This window comes from Clostridium disporicum (assembly GCF_001405015.1).
Lineage (GTDB): Bacteria > Bacillota > Clostridia > Clostridiales > Clostridiaceae > Clostridium > Clostridium disporicum_B.
The window spans coordinates 24,751-48,137 of sequence record NZ_CYZX01000002.1; the positions used below are offsets into that span (position 1 = coordinate 24,751).

Below are 23,387 nucleotides of genomic sequence, written 5' to 3' on the forward strand. Positions count from 1 at the left end.
ATGATATATACAGATAAGGTTATGGACCATTTTAGAAATCCAAGAAATGTAGGAGAAATTGAAGACGCAAATGGTATTGGAGAAGTAGGAAATGCTAAGTGCGGAGATATAATGAGAGTTTACTTAAAGGTTGAAGATAATATAATAAAAGATGTTAAGTTCCAAACTTTTGGCTGTGGATCTGCTATAGCTTCATCTTCAATGGCAACTGAAATGATTAAAGGTAAAACTTTAGAAGAAGCTTGGGAACTTTCAAACAAGGCTGTTGCTGAAGCGTTAGATGGACTTCCACCAGTTAAGATGCACTGTTCAGTGTTAGCTGAAGAAGCTATTCATAAAGCTATAAATGACTACAGAAAAAATGCTGGATTAAGCACAGAAGGATGGGAATTTGAAGAAACAGATCACGATGAATTACATGATGCTGTTCATGGTCATGAATAAAATTTAAGGTGTGAGTTAATGAAAAAGAAAGTAGTTATAGGTATGAGCGGCGGAGTAGATAGTTCCGTTGCTGCTTACCTTTTAAAAGAGCAAGGTTATGATGTTATTGGTGTAACAATGCAAATATGGCAAGAAGATAATGAGTATACAGAGAGAGAAGGTGGATGCTGTTCACTTTCTGCTGTTGATGATGCAAGAAGAGTTGCGGATAAAATAGGTATTCCTTTCTATGTAATGAACTTTAGAGATAGTTTTAAGGAAAAAGTTATTGATTATTTCGTTCAAGAATATATAGATGGAAAGACTCCTAATCCTTGTATAGCTTGTAATAAATATTTGAAATTTGATGAGTTATTAAGAAAAGCAAAAGGGATTGGTGCTGATTATGTAGCAACAGGTCATTATGCAAAGATAGAAGAGAAAGATGGAAGGTATCTTTTAATTCGTTCTGATGATGATAGAAAAGATCAAACATATGCATTATATAATTTTACTCAAGATCAATTAGCACATACATTAATGCCTTGTGGAGAATATACAAAAGACAGAATTAGAGAGATTGCTAAAGAAATCGGATTAGCGGTACATAATAAAAAGGATAGTGAAGAAATATGTTTTATTCCAGACAATAATCACGGACGATATATTTCAGAAGCTAGACCTTTAGAGGTTGTTCCAGGAAATTTTGTTGATAAGAATGGTAATATATTAGGTAAACATAAAGGTATAGTTTATTATACTATAGGTCAAAGAAAAGGGTTAGGAATAGCACTTGGAAGACCGGTTTTTGTAACTGATATAAATCCGCAAACTAATGAAGTAGTTCTAGGACCAGAGATAGATATATTTAAAACAGATCTTGTTGCCAAAGATGTTAATTTTATTCCTTTTGATAAATTAGAGGGCGAACTAACTGTTGAAGCGAAGGTTAGATATTCAGGAAGACCAGCAGAAGCCGTTATATCACAATTAGAAGGTAATAGGGTTAAAGTTAGCTTTAAAGATAAACAAAGAGCTATAACTAAAGGTCAATCTGTTGTTTTCTATCAAGGTAATATAGTTGTTGGTGGTGGAATAATAGAAGAGATTCTATAATACATTTAGCTTGTAAGAAGTCATTTTATATGACTTCTTTTTTTATTAGAAAAAATAGCTAGTTGTTAGTAATAATATTATTTAGATAAGGCAATAATAAAAAAATAATATTTAAAAGGAGAAAATCTATGTTTAAAACTAGAGATTTTTATTTGATGAAAGTCTATGATACAAATGGAAAGTATCTAGGGGCAATAAGTGATATAGCTATAGATTTTGATGAGGGCAGTATTATAGGTTTTATTATCTCAAGTTTATCTATTTTTAGTAAAAAGAATTTTATTAAAAAAGAAAGTATACTCTCTTTAGAGGATGTACTTATAGTTTCTTCTATTGAAAGTTATAAAGGTCTAACATTTAATAATATTAAATTTATGGATGTTATAGATAATAAAAATGTTATGAAGGGTGTTTTGGAGGATCTTATAATAGATAAGGATACATTTACTGTTAAAGGTATGATAATAAGCTCTGGAGTTATAGATACAATGTTTAAAGGGAAAGAAATCATTTTATCTAGTGGATGTGTTTTATGCGAAAAATTTATTCTCTATAAAGGGAAGGACTATATTAGGCTTAAAACATTACCTCATAACTTAGGAGGAATAATATCGTGATTAAAAGAAAATATAAATCTATATTAATAAAAATATGTATAGTACTTATTTTTATATTACTTTTATCAATTTATTTTTTTTATGATCCAGTACGTTCTGTTGTAAATTTAATATTAATATCTTTTATTATAGCCTATGCAATAAAGCCTCTAAGAAACTATTTCTGTGATAAGTTTAAAATTTCTAAAAGAATATCATCTTTAATTATAATTATCTTATCCATAGGTTTATTTACTACTATAATATATTTTATAGTTCCTACTATAATTTATGAAAGTGGAAATTTTGGAGTTATGTTAGATAATGTTGAATTGTATTTAATGAATATGGCTAATAAACTTAATTTAAGTGATTTGAGTTTGTTTGAAACTGCATACATTCAAATAAATGAAAAAATAAATTTGTTTTTAGCATCTTTATCAGGAAATTTAATAGACAATATAGCTTCTATTTTAGAAAATTTAGTTGGATTTGCTATAGTTCCTGTAGTGGCATATTATTTTTTGGCTGATGGGGAGCTTATATATAACAAATTGTTATTAATATTCCCAACAGATAAAAGGATATTAATTAGAAAAATAAATGGTAATATTGACAAGGTTCTAAGTAGGTATATTATCAGTCAGTTATTATTATCAGGAATTATTGGTGTGCTAACTTTTATAATGTTAATAATCTTAGGAATAAAATTGCCACTTATATTAGCTATACTTAATGCAATAGCTAATATCATCCCTTATTTCGGCCCAATTATAGGGGGAGCTCCTATAGTATTTATAGCATTAATGCAATCACCTACAAAAGCTATATTAGCTCTAATAGGCGCATTTGTAATTCAACAGATTGAAGGAGATTTGCTTGCGCCTAAAATTACTGGGGTATGTATAAATTTTCATCCTATAATCATTATTATATTGCTTATATTAGGTGGTAAAATTGGAGGAGCTGCTGGAATGATCTTAGCTGTTCCTATATTGGTTATAATAAAAGTGATATATGATGATATTAATTATTACTTATTTTAAGGATAAGAATTGACATAATGCTATAAATAAACTATAATTTGCCTAGGAATAAACAAATAAATATAAAAGACGATGAAAAGAATGAGTAGGTATGTAATAAATATAAAGAGAGGAAGTGGTTGGTGCAAACTTCTTATTTATCATATTGAAGCTATCTTGGAGTCTTTATGCTTTAAGTGATGTGCAATTTAGTACATAATTAGGGTGGTACCGCGGAATTCAAGTTTTCGTCCCTTGTTTTTAGGGATGAAGACTTTTTTATTTTATAAAATTATAATAATAGTAAAAATGGAGGAAATTATATGCAATTCATAGGAGCAAATGATTTAAGAGAGCAATTTTTAAAGTTCTTTGAATCTAAAGAACACTTAAGAATGGAAAGTTTTCCATTAGTACCTAAGAACGATAATAGTTTATTATTGATTAATGCTGGTATGGCACCGCTTAAGCCATATTTTACAGGTATACAAACCCCACCAAGTAAGAGAGTAACTACATGTCAAAAGTGTATAAGAACCGGTGATATTGAAAATGTTGGTAAGACATCAAGACACGGTACTTTCTTTGAAATGTTAGGAAATTTCTCCTTTGGAGACTATTTTAAAAATGAAATTATTCCATGGTCATGGGAATTTGTAACTGAAGTTTTAAAGTTACCTAAAGAAAAACTATACGTAACTATTTATTTAGAAGATGATGAAGCTTATGATATTTGGACTTCTAAAACTGATATAGACCCAAATAGAATTTTTAGATTAGGTAAGGATGATAACTTCTGGGAAGTTGGAACTGTTGGACCATGTGGGCCTTGTACTGAAATACATTTTGATAGAGGTGTAGACGTAGCACCAGTTACAAATGTTGAAGATTTCGTAGCTGCATCTGATGCAGATAGAATAGTTGAATTCTGGAACCTAGTATTTATTCAATTTGATAAACAAGAAGATGGAAGCTATGCTCCATTAAAGAATAAAAATATAGATACAGGTATGGGATTAGAAAGAATTGCAACTATAATGCAAGGTGTTGATAACATATTTGAAATAGATACAGTTAAAAATATACTAAATAGAGTATCTAAGCTATCTGGTGTTGAATACGGAAAAGAAAGTAACACTGATGTATCTTTAAGAATTATAACAGATCACGTTAAAGCTGTTACAATGCTTATATCTGATGGTGTTCAACCAAGTAATGAAGGTAGAGGTTATGTTTTAAGAAGATTACTTAGAAGAGCTGCTAGACATGGAAGACTTATCGGAATTAAAGGCTTATTCCTAAAGGAAGTTGTAGATGCTGTAATAGAAAATTACGGTGGATCATATCCTCAACTAGTAGAAAATAAAGAGTATATTACGAAGATAATAACTTTAGAAGAAGAAAGATTTAATGAGACAATTGATGCTGGTATGAATATATTATCAGGTTATATTGCGGAGTTAGAAGAGATAGGAACTAAAGTTTTAAGTGGTGAAAAAGCATTTAAGCTTTATGATACTTATGGATTCCCTATAGAATTAACAGAAGAGATTTTAGAAGAAAAAGAGATGACTGTTGATTCAGAAGAGTTTAAGAAGGAAATGGAAGCTCAAAGAGAAAGAGCTAGAAGTGCAAGAGGCGAAACTTCGTATATGGGAAGTGAAGAAGTTCCAATAAATAAAGTTAAAGCAGATGTAGAAACTGAATTTATTGGATATACTGATACTATAGGAACAGGAAAAGTTGTAGTTCTAGCAACAGATGAAGAGTTTGTTGAAGAATTATCAGAAGGAAATAAAGGTTATATTCTAACAGATAAAACTCCTTTTTATGCAGAAATGGGTGGTCAAATAGGTGACACAGGTATAATAGAAGGAGAAAATGGAACAGCATTAGTTTATAATACTAAGAAAAATGTTGGTGGAAAAACTATTCATTATGTTGAAGTTAAAAATGGAACTATAAAAATTAATGATGTTGTAACTTTAAAGGTTGATAAGGTTAGAAGAAATAGTGTTTGTAAAAACCATACTGCAACTCACATGTTACAAGCAGCTTTAAAGGAAATAGTAGGATCACATATACATCAAGCAGGTTCATATGTTGATAATGAAAGATTAAGATTTGACTTTACTCACTTCCAAGGGTTAACAATTGAAGAAATTGAAAAAGTTGAAGATTTAGTTAATGAAAAGATAATGGAAGTTGATTCTGTATGCACTAAGTTAATGACAATTGACGAAGCTAAAGCATCAGGTGCAACTGCACTGTTTGATGAAAAGTATGGAGATAAGGTAAGAGTTGTATCAGCTGGTGAGTTCTCAAAAGAATTATGTGGTGGTACTCATGTTAGTAATGTTGGAGAGATTGGTTTCTTTAAAATTATATCTGAGACTGGTGTTGCAGCTGGAATAAGAAGAATTGAAGCTTTAACAGGTAAAAATGCTATAAGATATATGGAAGAAAAACAAAGACTATTAAAAGAAGCGTGTTCAACACTAAAATGTAATGAGAAAGATATCTTAAAGAAGATTGCATCTCAAGGAAATGAAATAAAGGAAAAAGATAAGGAAATAGCTGAATTAAAAGCTAAACTAACTTCAGGTGCAGAAGATGATATATTAAATTCTGCAAGAGATATATCTGGAATTAAAGCTATAGCTTATGGATTAGAAGGCGTTGATGGAAATGCTTTAAGAGATTTAGCTGATAAAATTAGAAGTAAGATGAGTAGTGGTGTGGTAATCTTATTAAGTAATGGTGGAGATAAGGTTAATTTAGTGGCTATGGCAACTAAAGATGTATTAGCTAATGGAATCCATTGTGGAAAGATTATAAAAGAAGTTGCAGCTGTTGTTGGTGGCGGCGGTGGAGGAAGACCGGATATGGCTCAAGCTGGTGGTAAGAATCCAAGTAATATTTCACAAGCTATCGAAGTTGCTTACGAAGTAATAGAAAATTTAGTTAAGTAAAATAGTATACTTTTATAAAGTTTTGTTATATAATTAAGTTAACAATATTTGAATAAATAATCTAAAAGTGATAATACTATTAATAGTTGTAAAAAACGTAAGGGGGTGAGCTGCAAATAAGCAGCACAGTATGGAAAACAATCTTGACAGAACAATGCAATTCAACTTAGGTGTTGATAAAGAAGATTTAACAAAGTCTATATTAACAGATGTATATAAGGCATTAAAAGAAAAAGGCTATAATCCTGTAAATCAATTAGTTGGATATTTAATTTCAGGAGACCCTTCTTACATTACAAGTTACAACGGAGCAAGGGCTTTACTTAGAAAGCTTGAAAGAGATGAAATACTAGAAGAAGTAATAAAATCTTATTTAGAAATAAAGTAGAAAGTGCCCGTTAATCGGGCACTTTTAATTTAAGGAGTTTTTAATGAGAATATTAGGGCTAGATGTTGGTTCAAAGACTATAGGAGTAGCTTTAAGTGATCCCCTAGGATGGACAGCACAAGGAATTACAACTATTAGAAGGACAAAAAAAGAACAAGATATAGAAGAAGTTCATAAGATATGTAAGGAATATGGTGTAGAAACTATAGTTATTGGATTACCTAAAAATATGAATGGAACTATAGGAGAGTCTGGGGAGAGAGTTATTGCTCTAGCAGAAGTAATTAAAGAGAAAACTGGCTTGCCTATAGAAATGTGGGATGAAAGACTAACTACTGTTGCTGCACATAGAGCAATGCTAGAAGCAGATCTTTCAAGAGGAAAGAGAAAAAAGATTGTTGATAAGATAGCTGCAATATACATACTTCAAGGTTATCTTGACAAGTTAAGACTTAGTAAATAAAAAAATGACAATACATTAAAATAAAATTTAAAATGATTCAAAGGAGAAAAAAATGGAAAAAGAATTAGAAAACATTAAATTATACGATGAAGATGGAAATGAAATAAACTTAAAGGTAATAGCTTTTTTTGATGTGGTTAATCCAGATAACGATGAGAAATGTGAATATGTTATAGTAGAAGATGAAGCATATCCAGATGAAAATCCATTTGCTTTAAAAGTAACTAAGGATGAAGATGGAGAAGAAGCTTTTGAACTAATAGATAATGAAGTAGAACTAGCAGCTGTAGAAGAAGCATATAATACTATTTTTATTGATGAATAAATATATGAAGAGGTGTTATGATGGGAGGAATAAGTATTAATATAAATGAACTAAAAGAAAATTTAAAGGAAAAGGGATATAAATTAACGCCTCAAAGAAGAGCTATACTTGATATAATAATAGAAAAAGAAGGTCAACATTTAACTGCAGAAGAGATTTATGATGAAGTAAAGAAAAGATGTCCTGATATAGGTTTAGCAACAGTATACAGAACAGTATTACTTTTAGAAGAAGTTAATGTTATATATAAATTAGATTTAAATGATGGATGTAGTAGATATGAATTAGTTCATAGTGATGAGGAGCATAGACATCATCACTTAGTATGCAATAAGTGTAAAAGAGTTTATGAAGTTCAAGATGATTTATTAGAAGAACTTGAAGAAAGAATAGAAAAAACTTATAAATTCAAGATATTAGATCATAGTGTAAAGTTTTTTGGAATTTGTTCAGAGTGTTGCGACTGTAACGAAGACTTAAAATAAGGGGGAACTCTCGCTTAAAAGCGTGATTGATACATATACAAGAAAGAGATGAAGGAGGGGACATATGAAAAACGAAAAAGCTAAAGTTAAGATTATTCCTTTAGGCGGAGTAAACGAGATAGGAAAAAATCTAACAGCTATCGAATACAAAAATGATATTGTTATAATAGATTGTGGCTTAAGATTTCCAGATGAAGATATGTTTGGAATTGATTTAGTTATTCCAGATATAACATATCTTCTTAAAAATAGAGAAAGAGTTACAGGGATTTTTCTAACCCACGGACACGAAGACCATATAGGAGCATTACCATACTTTTTAAAGCAATTAAATGTACCGGTATATGGAACAAAACTAACTTTAGGGATAGTAGAAACAAAGCTTAAGGAACATGGATTATTAAGCACAACAGAATTGATTAGGGTTAAACCTAGAGATGTCATAAGACTAAATTCTGTTTCAGTAGAATTTATCAAAACAAATCACTCTATAGCAGATTCAGTTGCTATAGCAATTCATACACCACTTGGAGTGGTGCTTCATACAGGAGACTTTAAGGTTGATTATACACCAATTGATGGTGAACCAATGGATTTTGCAAGGTTTGCAGAATTAGGTAAAAAGGGTGTACTTGTAATGATGGCAGACTCAACAAATGTTGAGAGACCTGGATATACTATGTCTGAAAAAGTGGTTGGTGAAAGTTTAGTTAAAATATTTGGTAAAGCTAAAGGAAGAATTATAATAGCAACTTTTGCTTCAAATATCCATAGAATTCAGCAAATAATAGAGGCCGGTAAAATTTACGGCAGAAAAGTTGCTGTTTCTGGAAGAAGTATGGAAAATAATATGCAAGTTGCTATGGATCTTGGTTATATAGATGTAGATAAAGAAACACTTATAGGTATAGATCATATTAACAAATATAATGATAATGAATTAGTTGTTATTACTACAGGAAGTCAAGGCGAGCCGATGTCAGCTCTTTCAAGAATGGCTTCATCAGATCATAGAAAAGTAAATATAAAACAAGGAGATACAGTAATTATATCTGCGACACCTATTCCAGGAAATGAAAAGCTTGTATCTAGAGTTATTAATCAGCTTTTCAAAAACGGTGCAGATGTTATTTACGAATCTTTAGCACAAATTCATGTATCAGGTCATGCTTATCAAGAAGAGTTAAAGTTAATGCAAGCATTAGTAAAACCAAAGTTCTTTATACCAGTTCATGGTGAATATAGACATTTAAAGAAGCATGGAGAGCTTGCTATGTCAGTAGGATTGCCAGAAAACAATCTTATTATTGCTGATATAGGAGATGTAATCGAGGTTACACGAAACTCTATAAAGAAAAATGGATCAGTGGCTGCAGGGCAAGTGTTTGTTGATGGATTAGGCGTTGGTGATGTTGGAAATATAGTTTTAAGAGATAGAAAACATTTATCTCAAGATGGTATTTTAACAGTAGTAGTAACATTATCAAAGGAAAATAAAGCAATTGTTGCAGGACCAGACATTATATCTAGAGGATTTGTTTATGTAAGGGAATCTGAACCATTGATGGATGAAGCGAGAGATATAGTTAAATCTATATTATTAGAGTGTGAAGAAAAGAAGATAAATGATTGGGCTACATTAAAGTCTAGAGTAAGAGATGAACTTAGAAGTTATCTATATGAAAAGACTAAGAGAAAACCGATGATTTTACCAATAATAATGGAAATATAACTGGAAGTTGACAAGAGGTCAAATAGATAGTAGAATAGCTTATAGATTTGGAAATTGGATACATGTGTATCCAATTTTCTTTTTGGGTAAAATATTTATAGGTTTACATTAAAGCAAAGATAATAATTTAAATAATTTGAAGTTACTCTTTTAAAACTTCTGACAATATAATTTAAAATTATTATTACAAATTTGGAGGAAATATATATGGAATTAATAAGTAGAGATGATATTAGAAATATAGCTATAATAGCTCACGTTGACCATGGTAAGACTACATTAGTTGATGCTATGTTTAAGGAAAGTCACGTATTTAGATCTAATGAAAAAGTTGATGAAAGAGTTATGGATTCAAATGATTTAGAAAAAGAAAGAGGTATAACAATCCTTTCTAAAAATACTGCAGTTATGTACAATGGAATAAAGATAAATATTGTAGATACTCCAGGGCATGCTGATTTCGGCGGAGAAGTAGAGCGTGTACTTGATATGGTAGACTCAGTTTTATTAGTAGTAGATTCATATGAAGGACCTATGCCACAAACAAAGTTCGTTTTAAAGAAAGCATTAGAATTAAAATTAAAACCAATCGTTGTTATAAATAAAATAGATAAACCGAATGCAAGACCAGAAGAGGTTATTGATGAAGTATTTGAGTTATTCTTAGAATTAGGTGCAGATGATGAGCAATTAGATTTCCCAATAATATACGCATCAGCAAGAGAAGGTTTTGCTAGATACAATGTTGAAGATACAAATATGGGAATGGAACCATTATTTAAGACTGTTATAGAGAATGTTGAATGTCCGAAAGGATATATTGATGGACCTTTCCAAATGCTTGTAACAAGTTTAGATACTAATGAGTACTTAGGGAAAATTGCTATAGGTAAAATCCACAGAGGAAAAGTAAGAAAAAATCAACAAGTTGCATTAGTAAGAAAAGATGGTACAACTTCTACTTATAAGGTATCAGGTGTATTTGGATATAATGGATTACAAAGAGAAGAGGTTCAAGAAGCATCTTTAGGAGATATAATTGCTTTAAGTGGTGTTGTTGATGCTAATATAGGTGAAACTATAGCAGATTCACAAAATCCAGAAGCTTTACCATACATAGAAATTGATGAGCCAACATTAAACATGAACTTTATGGTAAATGATTCACCATTTGCAGGTAGAGAAGGTGACTTCGTTACATCAAGACATTTAAGAGATAGATTAATGAAAGAGCTTGAAACAAATGTAAGTTTAAGAGTAAATGAGATAACTCCTGATTGCTTCGAAGTTTCAGGAAGAGGAGAATTACACTTATCTATACTTATAGAAACAATGAGAAGAGAAGGATTTGAGCTTCAAGTTTCTAAACCAAACGTTATATTTAAAACTATTGACGGTAAAAAGATGGAACCAATGGAATACTTAACTATAGATGTACCAGAAGAGTTCATGGGACCTGTTATGGAAAAGATGGGACCAAGAAAAGGTGAAATGGTTAATATGACATCAGCTGTAAATGGTTATACTAGATTAGAATTCAATATACCAGCTAGAGGTCTTATCGGATTCAGAAGTGAATTTATGACTGATACAAAAGGTAATGGTATAATGAACCACGTATTTAATGGATATGGTCCATATAAAGGAGATATTCCAACAAGAAGCAGAGGTTCAATAGTTTCATTTGAACAAGGGGAAGCAATTGCTTACGGATTATTTAATGCTCAAGAAAGAGGTAAGTTATTTATAACTCCTGGAACACCAGTATATGAAGGTATGATTGTTGGAGAGTGTTCAAGAGCAGAAGATATAGATATAAATGTATGTAAAGGTAAAAAGTTAACAAATACAAGAGCGTCTGGTTCAGATGATGCAGTTAAACTTGTACCAGTTACTCAATTAACATTAGAACAATCATTAGAGTTTATAAATCATGATGAATTAGTTGAAGTTACTCCTGTTAGTGTAAGAATGAGAAAAAGAGCATTAAATGCTGCTGAAAGAAAGAGATTAATAAGCAGAAGTAAAAAATAATAGCTAAATTTCTTTAAAATTTCATAAAAAAGTATTATAATAGTGAATAGCCTTTAGGGGCTATTTACTTATATATAGGGGGTATTTATGAATTTTAAATCTAAAAGGTTAATTAAGATTGCAATGGTAACAATCTTATGTTTTATTATCGTAGGTATAGTTGCATTTAAATCTGTAATAGATAAACCTTTAAAAATAGTTTCAGATTATCAGGTAACGATAGATGAAGGTGAAAGTTTTTATAGCTTATTAAATGAACTAAAATCAGAAGGCGTTATTAAAAATACAGTAATTATAAAAGCTTACACTAAAATTAATAGACTTAATTTAGATATTATACCTGGTCAGTACATAATGAATAAAGATATGTCTATTAAGGATATTATTGAACTATTAAAAAGAGAATCAGAAGATAGCTACATAAACTTTACAATACCTGAAGGTTTTACAATTGATGACATAGCAGAAAAATTAGAAAATGAGGGTATATGTAAAAGTGACCAGTTTATTAATGCTGTAAAAGAATATCCTCTACCATCATACATAAAAGAAAATAGTGAAAAAAGATATAACCTAGAAGGTTTCTTATTTCCAGATACATATAAATTTGAAAAAGGTATAAAACCAGAAGCGATAGTTCAAACTTTATTGAATAGATTTGATGAGGTTTGGAATGAAATAATAACAAACCTGGGTGTTGAAGTCAATAATGATGATATTGAAAACATAATTACTGTTGCATCAATGGTTGAAAAAGAGGCAAGAGTAGATGAAGAAAGAGCTACTATTGCATCAGTTATATACAATAGAATAAATGAAAATATGACATTGAGTATTGATGCAACTGTATTATATGCTCACGGATATCATAAGGATAAACTTTATTATAAAGATTTAGAGATAGATTCTTTATATAATACATATCTTTACAAAGGATTACCGATTGGACCAATAAGTAATCCAGGAGCACCGTCTATTATTGCAGCATTAAAGCCAGAAGATACAGATTATCTATTTTATGTTTTAGAAAGTGATAATAAGCATTATTTTACAAATAATGATGAAGATTTTATGAAGAAGCAAGAAGAACTTGGATATTAACTAGTAGGAGGAATATAATGAGTGGAATTACCTATGATTACATGGAAGGATATATAAGGTCATTAATACCTGAAAGTGAAGGCAAAATCAAAGAATTAGAAGATTTTGCTGAGGAAAATAAAGTTCCTATAGCACAGAAAGAAACAATAAAATTTCTTGAATTTATGGTAGGGATGAAAAAGCCTTTAAGAATATTAGAGCTTGGTACCGCTATAGGTTATTCTGCTATATTAATGTATGAAGCTGCAGGAACTAATCCACATATAACAACTATTGAGAGAAGCGAGGAAATGATCGGGTTCGCTAAGAAAAATATCGAAAGCTTTGGTTTAGAGAAGAATATAACTATTGAAGCTGGAGATTGTTTAGATGTTTTAGAAAGACTAGAAGAGCCATATGACCTTATCTTTATGGATGCAGGGAAAGGTCATTATAACCATTTCCTTCCTCACTGTTTAAGACTTTTAAAAGAAGATGGAATTATTATAGCAGATAATGTGTTATTTAGAGGTATGGTTGCATCAGATGATTTAGTTAAACGTAGAAAAATAACTATAGTTAAAAGAATGAGAACATATTTAGAGATGGTTTCAAATGATAAAAATTTAGTAACATCAGTAATACCTATGGGAGATGGAATTGCTATTACTAGAAGGAGGTAAAAAATGAGAAAACCTGAAATACTAGCTCCGGCTGGTAATCTAGAAAAATTAAAAATTGCTGTAGACTATGGTGCAGACGCAGTTTACATAGGTGGAGGAAGGCTTAATCTTAGAGCTTTTTCAAATAATTTTACTACAGAACAAATAATCGAAGGTATAAAATATTGTCATGATAGAGGAAGAAAGTTATATGTAACTTTAAATGTTTTCCCAAGAAATCATGATTTAGAAGGGGCAGAAAGCTATATTAGAGAACTTTATGAAATAGGCGTAGATGCAGTAATTGTTGCAGACCCTTCGCTTGTGGCTATATGTAAAGAAGTAGCACCAGAACTTGAAATCCACTTAAGTACACAAGCTAATACTGTAAACTGGAGAGCTGTTAAGTTTTGGTATGAACTTGGAGTTAAAAGAATTGTTTTAGCAAGAGAGTTAACATTTAAGGAAATAAAGACTATTACATCTTATATGCCTAATGGATGTGATATTGAAGCCTTTGTTCATGGGTCTATGTGTGTAGCATATTCAGGAAGATGCTTAATATCTAATTATATGTTAGGTAGAGATGCGAACAAAGGGATATGCGGTAATGTTTGTAGATATAAATATTATTTAGTTGAAGAAACAAGACCAAATGAATACTATCCTGTGGTAGAAGATGATAATGGAACTTATATAATGAATTCTAAAGATTTATGTATGATCAAACATATACCAGAACTTATTGAAAGTGGAATTTATTCTTTTAAAATAGAAGGAAGAATGAAAAGTGAGTTTTATGTAGCTTCAGTTGTTAAAGCTTATAGAGAAGCTGTTGATTCATACTTAAAAAATCCATATGAATATGAATTTAAAGATGAATGGATGGATATCTTAACAAAAATAAGTCATAGAAAATACCATACAGGATTCTATCTTGGGATAAATGGTGAGGAAAATTATGATGAATCATCATATTTAAGAGATTATGATTTAGTAGGTATGGTAAAGGAATATGATGAAGAAACTGGGGTAGCTACAATACTTCAAAAAAATAGAGTTTTTGAAAATGATGAAGTTGAAGTTCTAAGAGCTGAAGATCCATACTTTAAAGTAACATTAACAGAAATGTTTGATATGGATAAGAACGTAAAGACTGATGTAGCTAATAGAGCACATATGATGTTTAAAGCTAAGGTTAATAAACCACTTAAGAAAAATGATATGCTAGTTAAAGCAAGTAAGAAACTTACTTTGTAGAATCATAGAGGAGGACTATTAATGAGAAGACCTGTGTTAATAGGGATTACTGGGGGAACAGGATCCGGAAAAAGTACTATAGCTGACGCGTTATATTCTACTTTTTCAGAAGATTGTATAGCGATGATACAACAAGATATGTATTATAAAGACCAAAGTCATTTATCAATGGAGGAAAGAGTTAAAACAAATTATGACCATCCAATGGCTTTTGACAATGATTTATTAGTTGAGCATTTAAAGTCACTTATAAATGGTGATTCTATTGAAAAACCAAGTTATGACTTTACTGTACATAATAGAGCAAAAGAAACTACAACAATAGCTCCAAGAGATATTATACTTGTTGAAGGAATTCTTATCTTAGAAGATGAGAGAATAAGAGATTTATTAGACATAAAAGTATATGTAGATACTGATGCTGATATAAGAATATTAAGAAGACTTGTTAGAGATATAAATGAAAGAGGAAGAACTGTTGAGTCAGTTATAGATCAATATTTAACTATGGTTAGACCTATGCATATGCAGTTTACTGAACCAAGTAAAAGATATGCAGATATCATAGTTCCAGAAGGTGGACATAATTATGTAGCTATAGACCTTCTTATGACTAAAATCAAGGATATATTGAAGTAATTGTATAAAACACCTTTTTTTGGATAGAATTTATTCAAAGGGAGGTGTTTTATTTTTGTATAAACATGTTATAGATAAGAGAAGAATAATTTTTATTTTGATTATATATGCATCAGTACTAATTTTATTATCAGTACGATTATATTTTCTTCAAGTACGACCATCTACCCAAGTTCAAGGGGAGTTACAAAATCACCAGATAGAAACATTAGCAGAACTTAATTATAGAATTTTAGATACAAATGGAAAAGATTTATTAAGATATAAGAAAAAATATGTTTTAGTAATTGATTCTAAGCCTTTTCAACTTAATAATTATGAAGAAACACTAGAAGATTTATTAGCATTAAATTTTATTATGAAATCAGAGGATCCTGATTTTAATTATTCAGATATAATAGCTTTAAATGGTAAAACTTATTATGATGAAATAACCGAAGAGACATATAATAAAATTAAAAAGTTAGATAATATTAAGGGTATATATTTATATGTTTATGATATGATAGATCGTGATGAGGGGTGGAGAATAGAAAATTTTATATCTAATATTACTGAAGATAATGCAGTGGAAGGATCATTTCAACGAGAAATATTAGATATAGTTGAGAATAATGAATATCCTTCAATTAGCTTTAATTTAGATCAAAAAGCAAATTACACTGAAAGTGTATTAAATTATGGAGAAAATAATAAAAACTTAAAACTTACAATAAATAAAGAGTGGGAAGAAAAAATAAGAAAAGTAATTCTAGATGATTCTTATAGTTTTTTAGATAATATAGGTGTTGTTTTATTAGAGAGTGAAACAGGAAAAATTAGAGCTATGGTACAAAAGGATGAAAGTAAAGCAAATGTAAACTTGGGAATAGGCACCATAGGATATGAACCAGGTTCAATATTTAAAGTATTAACAGAAGCTATAGGTTTAGATTTAGGAAAGATTTCTTCGTCAAGTACGTTTACTTGTGAAGGTAAAATTTGTACTAAGCTAGGTGAACCATATGCACATGGAACTTTAACAGTAGATGAAGCATTACAAGTATCTTGTAATGATATATTTGCTAAGGTTGGAGAATTAGCAGGCTATGAAAATATGATAAAATACACTGAAAAGTTAGGCTTATATCAAAAGGTATTAGGTCTTTCAGGTGAAAACAAAGAAGAAGCAGCAGGGATTAAAGCCACTTATGAAGATGGAATAAGTAATTTTTCAATAGGACAATGTGTAACAGTTACTCCATTGCAAATAGCTGGAGCTATAAATGCGGTTGTAAATGATGGTATTTATATTAAACCAACAATTATAGATTCAATTATAGATAATGATGATAATGAGGTTGAGCATATTGATATTGAAGGAAATAGAGTATTTAGTGAGACAACAGCAAAAATAGTTCAGGATAGTATGACAAATGTAATTTGGAAAGGTACTGGTTATGAAGCTAAGGTAGAAGGAATAAAACAAGGTGGAAAAACTGGTACTTCTACAGGTGAAGGTGGAAAAACTAATCATGGTTGGTTTGCTGGATACTTTGAAATGGATGGTAAAAAATATACTTTGCTCGTAGTTGCACCTAATATTGGAGATAGTCATCCAGATGGAAGAGAACTTGGTGGAGGTAATACTGGAGCTCCAATCTTTAGGCAAATAATTAATTCTCTGAATTCAAATAATTAAATAAAAATAGTATAATAGACGGCTTATTTAAGCCGTCTATTATTTATTCATAAAATTTAAAATTAAATGAAGCAATATTTTTAGAAAACATCATATTATATAATAAGCACTGCTAGGAGGAAAATGGAGTGATATTATTTTCTAATATTATGGAATTCTTTTCTAACAATATTCTTTTAACTGGATATATTTCGGGAAATAATACATTTCCAAAGCCTTTGGACGAAAAGGAAGAGGAGAAGTATTTAGAGTTGTTGAAAGAAGGGGACAAAAGAGCAAAGAGCATTCTTATAGAAAGAAACTTGAGACTTGTAGCTCATATAGTAAAAAAATATTCTTTTCCAAACAAAGATATTGATGAATTAATTTCTATTGGAACAGTGGGTCTAATTAAAGCTATAGATTCTTTTGATGCATCAAAAGGGACAAGATTAGCTACATATGCTTCTAGATGCATAGAAAATGAAATTTTAATGCTATTTAGAAATAATAAAAAGCAGAATAGTGAAACATCATTACAAGACCCTATTGGAGTGGATAAAGAAGGAAATGAAATATGTTTAATAGATGTTTTAAGTAGTGATAAAGACTCTGTTCTTGATAAAGTAGAAGTTAATTTACAGATAAAAGCTTTATATACTAAAATGAGTACAGTATTAACCGATAGGGAATCAGAAATTTTAAAAATGAGATATGGATTGATTGATGGAAGATGTAGAACTCAAAGAGAGATAGCTGGAGATTTGGGAATTTCACGATCTTATGTATCTAGAATTGAGAAAAAAGCTTTAAAGAAGTTAAAAAAAGAATTATCAACTAAATAATACAAAATATTATAAAAAATTAAAATACATTGAATTATTACCATATATTTTATAGAATATATATAACGGCTAGATATTTTAAGCCTATAAGGGGGAGTTATATGTATTTTTTAAAAGAACTATTAGTTAATACATTAGAGTTGGGAGCTTCAGATTTACACTTAACTGTAGCAGTACCTCCTACTGTAAGAAAAAATGGTAAGTTAATTAAAATAGGTAATGAAAATTTATTGCCTGAAGATATAGAGAAATTTGCAAGAGAGATATTAGAAGAGAAATACGAAGAATACCTGGAGATTGGAGAATATGATATATCCTATTCTTTAACTGGAGTAGGAAGATTTAGAGCCAATATATTTAAACAAAGAAATAGTGATGCGATAGCAATAAGAGTAATAGCTTTGAAAATACCGACTCTTGATGAACTTAAATATCCATCGGTATTAAAAGATATTTCAAATAAACAAAGAGGATTGATTTTAGTTACAGGACCAACAGGAAGTGGTAAAAGCACAACTTTAGCAGCTATGATAAATGAAATAAATTCATCAAGACAAGGACATATAATAACTTTAGAAGATCCTATTGAGTACTTACACAAACATAAATCTTGTATAATTAATCAAAGAGAGATTGGAAAGGATAGCAAAAGCTATAAAAATGCTCTTAAAGCGATATTAAGAGAAGATCCAGATGTTATTTTAGTAGGTGAGATGAGAGATCTTGAAACTATTTCTATTGCTATCACAGCAGCTGAGACTGGACATTTAGTTCTTTCAACGCTTCATACAATAGGATCAGCAAAGACTATTGATAGAATAATAGATGTATTTCCTCCATATCAACAACAACAAGTTAAAGTTCAATTGGCGTCAGTTCTGCAAGCAGTAGTATCTCAGCAACTTATAGAGAAGGCTGATGGAAGTGGAAGAACTGCAGCTTTAGAAGTTATGGTTACTACTCCGGGTATTCAAAACCTTATAAGAGAAGGAAAGACTCATCAAATTGAATCTGCGGTTCAAACAGGAAGTAAATACGGAATGAAAACAATGGATATGGCTTTAGCAGATTTATATAAAAGAGGTGAAATAACATCGGAGTCAGCTATTAGTTACGCAGTTGATAGAGAAACGTTAAAAAGGCTTATGATAATTTAAAATTTAAAAAGTAAAATATTAGGAGGGAGTTGTTCCTCCTTTATTTTTTTGAAATTTTTTGAAAAAATATAAAGGAAATAAATAATGTATGTTGAATAAATTAATTGAGTAGAAAAATATATTCATTTAAATTGTATTTTAGAACTACTTAATGTATTTAATTAAAGAATAGTTTATAGTAATTTTCGTGGAGTTTTTTGTTAAATTGGTAAGATATACTTAAAGTCTGCTAAAACCTACAAAATTCTTCAATAAATATATTTTTTCTATTGTTAAATGTATATAAAATGATGTAAAATTATAATAGGATAAGTTTTTAAAGTTAATATAGGTATAATTTAACTTATGCTGTTGAGTATTTTTATGGAATTATTTAAACTTTACTAATAGAGATTTTTAAAGGAGGAATTGTTTTGTTAGATTTTGAATTAGATATGCAAGAATTAACTAATATAAAGGTCATAGGTTGCGGTGGCGGCGGAGGTAATGCTGTCAATAGAATGGTACTTGAAGGATTAAGAAATGTAGAATTTATTGCTGTTAATACAGATAAACAAGCATTATTGTTATCTCATGCTAATACTAAAATCCAAATTGGAGAAAAGTTAACAAAAGGATTAGGTGCTGGAGCTAATCCTGAAATAGGTAAAAAAGCTGCTGAAGAAAGTAGAGAAGAAATTGCTGAAGCGATTAAAGGCGCTAATATGGTATTTATAACTGCTGGTATGGGCGGAGGAACAGGAACAGGTGCTGCCCCTGTGGTTGCAGAAATAGCTAAGTCTATGGATATACTTACTGTTGGAGTTGTTACTAAACCGTTCCCATTTGAAGGTAAAAGAAGAATGAGACATGCTGAAATGGGAATAGAAAACTTAATGCAAAAAGTTGATACATTAGTTATAATACCTAATGAAAAGTTATTAGCTATGGCAGATAAGAAAACAACATTATTAGATTCATTTAGATTAGCAGATGATGTATTAAGACAAGGGGTACAAGCTATTTCTGACTTAATAACAATTCCTGGTGTGGTAAATGCTGACTTTGCAGATATTGAAACTGTAATGAAGAATAAAGGGTTAGCTCATATGGGTGTTGGATATGGTAAAGGAGATAATAAGGCTCAAGATGCAGTAAGACAAGCAATATCATCACCATTATTAGAAACATCAATTGATGGGGCTACTGGCGTAATAATTAACTTTACAGGTGGAGTTGATTTAGGAGCTATAGAAGTTTATGAAGCTGCTGAAATTGTTAGAGAAGCTGCAGATATGGATGCAAATATTATATTCGGGGCAGTTATTGATGAAACTTTAAATGATGAAATAAGATTAACTGTAATTGCAACAGGTTTTGAGGATGATAATGCTAAATCATCATTAAAAGCTAGCGAGCCAAAAATGGAAATAAAAACACCAATTACTCAAAAAGTAGAGGAAGTTGTTAAAGAAGAAGTCGTTTCAAAGGTGGATCCATTATTAGATATTGACAGAGAAAGTGTTAATATACCAAGTTTCTTAAGATCAAGAAGATAATATAATAAATAAAATGAAGTGTTTAAAAGCTATCAAATTAAGTTTTGGTAGCTTTTTATTTTTATGTAATAAAAATAATGTGCTTTATTGTAAAAAAAATTAGACTAAAAAATTAATATTTGAACTTAATTATGACAAAAAAATAATTAACTTAGAAGTATAATTTTATTAAATGAGGAGGGGTGGTATGGAAATTTATGTAGATGTTATAGTTGTAGAAAATTTTATAATAAACTTATTTTTATTATTGATTACTACCAAGTTATTAAAATATCAATATAGAAATATTAATATTTATCTAGCGGCAATAATAGGAGCCATATATACCCTAGTGTTGTTTATAGATATTAAAATGTTATCATCTTTAGTATTCAAAATATTAGTTGCTATGTTGATGATTGCAATGGTTATAAGACCAAGAAGAATTACAAATATAATTAAAGGAACTATAGTGTTTTTCATTAATTCTTTTATGTTATGTGGTTTATGTTTTGGACTTGTAATGATGCAAAATACTTATGTATTAGGAGAAGGCTTTAGTATTAACAACTATTCTATTAAGTGGATACTATTATCTATTATGGTATTTTATATAGTTTTAGTAAGGATTAATGACTACTTGAAAGATAGAGCTACAATTAATAATTTTATATATGATATATATATTAATATTGGTGGAAATATATTAATTTTAAAAGCATTTTTAGATACTGGAAATGAACTTAGAGAAGTAGTAAGTAATTTACCGTGTATAATAATTGAGGATAGGTATTTAAAAGAAATTGATATTAAAGAAAATGATAAATATATAATAAATTATAATACGATAACAGAATGTGGACAACTTGAAGGAATTAAGGGCGATAAGATAATGATAAGGAACAGTTTAAATGATGAGTGGCAAAGAATTGATGCAATAATTTGCAAGAGTCCAATGGTTTTAAGTAAAGACAATGATTATCAAGCGTTATTATCAAGAGGGGTTATATAGGAGGAAGTATGAGAAAAATAATTTTACTATTAAATAAAATTTTATCTAAGTTTAATTTATTTGCTAAAAAAGTATTTTATGTAGGTGGAAACGATGCATTACCACCACCATTAAAGAAAGATGAAGAGGAAGAATTAGTTGAAAAATTAATGACCGGTGGGAGTGAAATAAGAGATATATTAATTGAGAGAAACTTGCGACTTGTAGTCTACATAGCAAGAAAATTTGAAAATACAGGTGTAGGTGTAGAAGATTTGATATCAGTTGGAACTATAGGATTAATAAAAGCAGTTAATACTTTTAATCCTGATAAAAAAATAAAATTAGCAACATATGCTTCAAGATGTATTGAAAATGAAATACTTATGTACTTGAGAAGAAACAGTAAAGTGAAAGCTGAAGTATCATTTTATGAACCTCTGAATATAGATTGGGATGGAAATGAATTATTGTTATCAGATATTTTAGGAACTGAAAATGATACTGTTTACAACTTAATTGAAGATGAGGTTGATAAACAATTATTATTTTTAGCTTTAAAAAATTTAAATGAAAGAGAAAAAGAAATTGTAAAATTAAGATTTGGATTAGATGGTTATAGAGAGAAGACACAGAAGGAAGTAGCTGATATGCTTGGAATATCTCAGTCATATATTTCTAGACTAGAAAAGAAGATTATAAATAGATTAAAAAAAGAAATCAATAAAATGATATAGTTTGTCTTAGTATAAAAGATACCTCTATCGGAAATAATTAAAAATGCAGTATGTTATTTCTTAAAGAGGAGTTGAAGATTTTGATCATTAACAAGGTTGAAATTTGTGGAGTAAATACTTCGAAGTTACCAGTACTTAAAGAAAAAGAAAAGAGGGAACTCCTTCTAAAGATGAGAGAAGGCGATAAAACTGCTAGGGAAACATTTATTAAAGGAAATTTAAGGTTAGTATTAAGTGTTATACAAAGATTTAATAATAGAGGCGAAAATGTAGATGATTTATTCCAAGTCGGATGCATAGGACTTATGAAGGCTATAGACAATTTTGACCTATCACAAAATGTTAAGTTTTCAACTTATGCAGTTCCGATGATAATAGGAGAAATTAGAAGGTATCTTAGAGATAATAATGCTATAAGAGTCAGTAGATCTTTAAGGGATATAGCATATAAAGCTTTATTAGTTAGAGATAGATTAGTTAAAGATAATAATAAAGAACCAACTATTTCTCAAATTGCAAAGGAACTTAATATCCCTAGAGAAGATGTAGTTTTTGCACTTGATGCAATCCAAGATCCAGTATCATTGTTTGAACCGATTTATCATGACGGTGGTGATGCTATATACGTTATGGATCAAATTAGTGATTCAAAGAATAGTGATGACAGTTGGTTAGAAAATATATCTATTAAAGAGGCTATGAAAAAGTTAAATGATAGAGAAAAATTAATTTTAACATTAAGGTTTTTTAATGGAAGAACTCAAATGGAAGTTGCAGATGAAATAGGCATTTCTCAAGCTCAGGTTTCACGATTAGAAAAAACTGCATTAAAACATATGAGAAAATATATTTAGGACTCTTTTGAGTCCTATTTTTTCGCTATTTTTATAATAAATTTATATTAGTAATCATATAAATAATTAAGTAGAATAGGAGGGGTAATTATGGATGAAGATTTAGTTTTATTTTCAACAAATGCTATAAGAAGTATGGAGGTTATCGATATATCTACAGGTTCTAAGCTAGGATATGTTAAAGATTTTAGGGTGGATGTAAATGAGCAAAGAGTTATATCACTAACATTACCATCGCCTACTAAAAGTTGGTTTGGAAAAGAAGAAGATATAGAAGTGCCATGGGAAAAAGTGATTAAATTAGGTGTTGATGTTTTATTGATTGATGGAAGTGATATTCAAAGGGAGTTAGAGCAAAATAGAATCTAGCAAATTTTATTAAAAGATAATATAATATAGTAAAGTACATATGAGAAAGGTTTGATA

Annotated in this window: 23 protein-coding genes and 1 other annotated feature; all 23 genes read left to right on the top strand. The window is 29.6% G+C overall.

What is annotated here, in order from left to right:
- The 23 genes from nifU to ARA56_RS01400 all read left to right on the top strand — a co-directional run bounded on the left by nifU (nucleotide 1) and on the right by ARA56_RS01400 (nucleotide 23,330).
- A complete protein-coding gene (nifU, locus tag ARA56_RS01290) occupies nucleotides 1-444 on the top strand; it encodes a Fe-S cluster assembly scaffold protein NifU (RefSeq protein ID WP_042395324.1) in 444 nt (147 codons plus the stop codon).
- A gap of 18 nt (nucleotides 445-462) precedes the next feature.
- A complete protein-coding gene (gene mnmA, locus ARA56_RS01295; protein WP_055263157.1) occupies nucleotides 463-1,539 on the top strand; it encodes a tRNA 2-thiouridine(34) synthase MnmA in 1,077 nt (358 codons plus the stop codon).
- A gap of 128 nt (nucleotides 1,540-1,667) precedes the next feature.
- Nucleotides 1,668-2,156, top strand: coding sequence for a PRC-barrel domain-containing protein (locus ARA56_RS01300; protein ID WP_055263159.1), 489 nt, complete (start codon nucleotides 1,668-1,670; stop codon nucleotides 2,154-2,156).
- Complete coding sequence (locus tag ARA56_RS01305; protein ID WP_341379650.1) at nucleotides 2,153-3,181, top strand: AI-2E family transporter; 1,029 nt, start codon at nucleotides 2,153-2,155, stop codon at nucleotides 3,179-3,181. Before ARA56_RS01300 ends, ARA56_RS01305 begins: the two co-directional genes overlap by 4 nt.
- A gap of 63 nt (nucleotides 3,182-3,244) precedes the next feature.
- Nucleotides 3,245-3,419: a binding site (T-box leader), on the top strand.
- A gap of 64 nt (nucleotides 3,420-3,483) precedes the next feature.
- Nucleotides 3,484-6,132: an alanine--tRNA ligase gene (gene alaS, locus ARA56_RS01310; protein WP_055263163.1), complete on the top strand. Its 2,649-nt coding sequence runs from the start codon at nucleotides 3,484-3,486 to the stop codon at nucleotides 6,130-6,132.
- Between the two features lie 130 nt (nucleotides 6,133-6,262).
- A complete protein-coding gene (locus ARA56_RS01315) occupies nucleotides 6,263-6,520 on the top strand; it encodes an IreB family regulatory phosphoprotein (RefSeq protein ID WP_032118073.1) in 258 nt (85 codons plus the stop codon).
- 43 nt (nucleotides 6,521-6,563) lie between these two features.
- Complete coding sequence (ruvX, locus tag ARA56_RS01320) at nucleotides 6,564-6,983, top strand: Holliday junction resolvase RuvX (protein WP_055263165.1); 420 nt, start codon at nucleotides 6,564-6,566, stop codon at nucleotides 6,981-6,983.
- 52 nt (nucleotides 6,984-7,035) lie between these two features.
- Entirely contained in the window at nucleotides 7,036-7,308 is a 273-nt protein-coding gene (locus tag ARA56_RS01325; RefSeq protein WP_055263167.1) for a DUF1292 domain-containing protein, read from the top strand.
- Nucleotides 7,309-7,328: 20 nt separating this feature from the next.
- Nucleotides 7,329-7,793 (top strand): Fur family transcriptional regulator, encoded by a 465-nt coding sequence (locus tag ARA56_RS01330; RefSeq protein WP_148315727.1) that lies wholly within the window; start codon nucleotides 7,329-7,331, stop codon nucleotides 7,791-7,793.
- Nucleotides 7,794-7,857: 64 nt separating this feature from the next.
- Nucleotides 7,858-9,525 (top strand): ribonuclease J, encoded by a 1,668-nt coding sequence (locus ARA56_RS01335; RefSeq protein ID WP_055263171.1) that lies wholly within the window; start codon nucleotides 7,858-7,860, stop codon nucleotides 9,523-9,525.
- A 207-nt stretch (nucleotides 9,526-9,732) separates the two neighbouring features.
- A complete protein-coding gene (gene typA, locus ARA56_RS01340) occupies nucleotides 9,733-11,559 on the top strand; it encodes a translational GTPase TypA (protein WP_055263173.1) in 1,827 nt (608 codons plus the stop codon).
- A gap of 87 nt (nucleotides 11,560-11,646) precedes the next feature.
- Nucleotides 11,647-12,660 carry an endolytic transglycosylase MltG gene (gene mltG / locus ARA56_RS01345; protein WP_055263175.1) on the top strand — a complete coding sequence of 338 codons (1,014 nt, stop codon included), beginning with the start codon at nucleotides 11,647-11,649 and terminating at the stop codon, nucleotides 12,658-12,660.
- Nucleotides 12,661-12,677: 17 nt separating this feature from the next.
- Nucleotides 12,678-13,322: an O-methyltransferase gene (locus tag ARA56_RS01350; protein ID WP_055263177.1), complete on the top strand. Its 645-nt coding sequence runs from the start codon at nucleotides 12,678-12,680 to the stop codon at nucleotides 13,320-13,322.
- A 3-nt stretch (nucleotides 13,323-13,325) separates the two neighbouring features.
- Complete coding sequence (locus ARA56_RS01355) at nucleotides 13,326-14,561, top strand: peptidase U32 family protein (RefSeq protein WP_055263179.1); 1,236 nt, start codon at nucleotides 13,326-13,328, stop codon at nucleotides 14,559-14,561.
- Between the two features lie 21 nt (nucleotides 14,562-14,582).
- Complete coding sequence (gene udk, locus ARA56_RS01360) at nucleotides 14,583-15,200, top strand: uridine kinase (RefSeq protein ID WP_055263181.1); 618 nt, start codon at nucleotides 14,583-14,585, stop codon at nucleotides 15,198-15,200.
- 55 nt (nucleotides 15,201-15,255) lie between these two features.
- Nucleotides 15,256-16,881: a penicillin-binding transpeptidase domain-containing protein gene (locus ARA56_RS01365; protein ID WP_084758924.1), complete on the top strand. Its 1,626-nt coding sequence runs from the start codon at nucleotides 15,256-15,258 to the stop codon at nucleotides 16,879-16,881.
- A gap of 128 nt (nucleotides 16,882-17,009) precedes the next feature.
- Entirely contained in the window at nucleotides 17,010-17,705 is a 696-nt protein-coding gene (gene sigK, locus ARA56_RS01370; protein WP_055263183.1) for an RNA polymerase sporulation sigma factor SigK, read from the top strand.
- A gap of 101 nt (nucleotides 17,706-17,806) precedes the next feature.
- Nucleotides 17,807-18,862, top strand: a complete 1,056-nt coding sequence (locus tag ARA56_RS01375) for a type IV pilus twitching motility protein PilT (RefSeq protein WP_055263185.1) — start codon at nucleotides 17,807-17,809, stop codon at nucleotides 18,860-18,862.
- Between the two features lie 413 nt (nucleotides 18,863-19,275).
- Nucleotides 19,276-20,400, top strand: coding sequence for a cell division protein FtsZ (gene ftsZ, locus ARA56_RS01380; RefSeq protein ID WP_055263187.1), 1,125 nt, complete (start codon nucleotides 19,276-19,278; stop codon nucleotides 20,398-20,400).
- Nucleotides 20,401-20,587: 187 nt separating this feature from the next.
- Nucleotides 20,588-21,391, top strand: a complete 804-nt coding sequence (locus ARA56_RS01385; RefSeq protein WP_055263189.1) for a sigma-E processing peptidase SpoIIGA — start codon at nucleotides 20,588-20,590, stop codon at nucleotides 21,389-21,391.
- A gap of 8 nt (nucleotides 21,392-21,399) precedes the next feature.
- On the top strand, nucleotides 21,400-22,107 hold the full coding sequence (sigE, locus tag ARA56_RS01390) for an RNA polymerase sporulation sigma factor SigE (protein ID WP_055263191.1): 708 nt from the start codon (nucleotides 21,400-21,402) through the stop codon (nucleotides 22,105-22,107).
- Nucleotides 22,108-22,187: 80 nt separating this feature from the next.
- Entirely contained in the window at nucleotides 22,188-22,961 is a 774-nt protein-coding gene (gene sigG, locus ARA56_RS01395; RefSeq protein ID WP_055263193.1) for an RNA polymerase sporulation sigma factor SigG, read from the top strand.
- Nucleotides 22,962-23,051: 90 nt separating this feature from the next.
- Nucleotides 23,052-23,330: a YlmC/YmxH family sporulation protein gene (locus ARA56_RS01400; RefSeq protein ID WP_055263195.1), complete on the top strand. Its 279-nt coding sequence runs from the start codon at nucleotides 23,052-23,054 to the stop codon at nucleotides 23,328-23,330.
- The last annotated feature ends 57 nt before the right edge of the window (nucleotides 23,331-23,387 follow it).

What these genes read in the sequence shown, in the direction of transcription:
- ARA56_RS01315 (WP_032118073.1), top strand. Translation starts at nt 6,263, where the DNA reads ATGGAAAACAATCTTGACAGAACAATGCAATTCAACTTAGGTGTTGAT.
- alaS (WP_055263163.1), top strand. Translation starts at nt 3,484, where the DNA reads ATGCAATTCATAGGAGCAAATGATTTAAGAGAGCAATTTTTAAAGTTC.
- ARA56_RS01350 (WP_055263177.1), top strand. Translation starts at nt 12,678, where the DNA reads ATGAGTGGAATTACCTATGATTACATGGAAGGATATATAAGGTCATTA.
- sigE (WP_055263191.1), top strand. Translation starts at nt 21,400, where the DNA reads ATGAGAAAAATAATTTTACTATTAAATAAAATTTTATCTAAGTTTAAT.
- mltG (WP_055263175.1), top strand. Translation starts at nt 11,647, where the DNA reads ATGAATTTTAAATCTAAAAGGTTAATTAAGATTGCAATGGTAACAATC.
- nifU (WP_042395324.1), top strand. Translation starts at nt 1, where the DNA reads ATGATATATACAGATAAGGTTATGGACCATTTTAGAAATCCAAGAAAT.
- ARA56_RS01385 (WP_055263189.1), top strand. Translation starts at nt 20,588, where the DNA reads ATGGAAATTTATGTAGATGTTATAGTTGTAGAAAATTTTATAATAAAC.
- ARA56_RS01375 (WP_055263185.1), top strand. Translation starts at nt 17,807, where the DNA reads ATGTATTTTTTAAAAGAACTATTAGTTAATACATTAGAGTTGGGAGCT.
- ARA56_RS01300 (WP_055263159.1), top strand. Translation starts at nt 1,668, where the DNA reads ATGTTTAAAACTAGAGATTTTTATTTGATGAAAGTCTATGATACAAAT.
- ARA56_RS01400 (WP_055263195.1), top strand. Translation starts at nt 23,052, where the DNA reads ATGGATGAAGATTTAGTTTTATTTTCAACAAATGCTATAAGAAGTATG.
- ARA56_RS01335 (WP_055263171.1), top strand. Translation starts at nt 7,858, where the DNA reads ATGAAAAACGAAAAAGCTAAAGTTAAGATTATTCCTTTAGGCGGAGTA.
- ARA56_RS01355 (WP_055263179.1), top strand. Translation starts at nt 13,326, where the DNA reads ATGAGAAAACCTGAAATACTAGCTCCGGCTGGTAATCTAGAAAAATTA.
- typA (WP_055263173.1), top strand. Translation starts at nt 9,733, where the DNA reads ATGGAATTAATAAGTAGAGATGATATTAGAAATATAGCTATAATAGCT.
- ruvX (WP_055263165.1), top strand. Translation starts at nt 6,564, where the DNA reads ATGAGAATATTAGGGCTAGATGTTGGTTCAAAGACTATAGGAGTAGCT.
- ARA56_RS01330 (WP_148315727.1), top strand. Translation starts at nt 7,329, where the DNA reads ATGGGAGGAATAAGTATTAATATAAATGAACTAAAAGAAAATTTAAAG.
- ARA56_RS01325 (WP_055263167.1), top strand. Translation starts at nt 7,036, where the DNA reads ATGGAAAAAGAATTAGAAAACATTAAATTATACGATGAAGATGGAAAT.
- udk (WP_055263181.1), top strand. Translation starts at nt 14,583, where the DNA reads ATGAGAAGACCTGTGTTAATAGGGATTACTGGGGGAACAGGATCCGGA.
- mnmA (WP_055263157.1), top strand. Translation starts at nt 463, where the DNA reads ATGAAAAAGAAAGTAGTTATAGGTATGAGCGGCGGAGTAGATAGTTCC.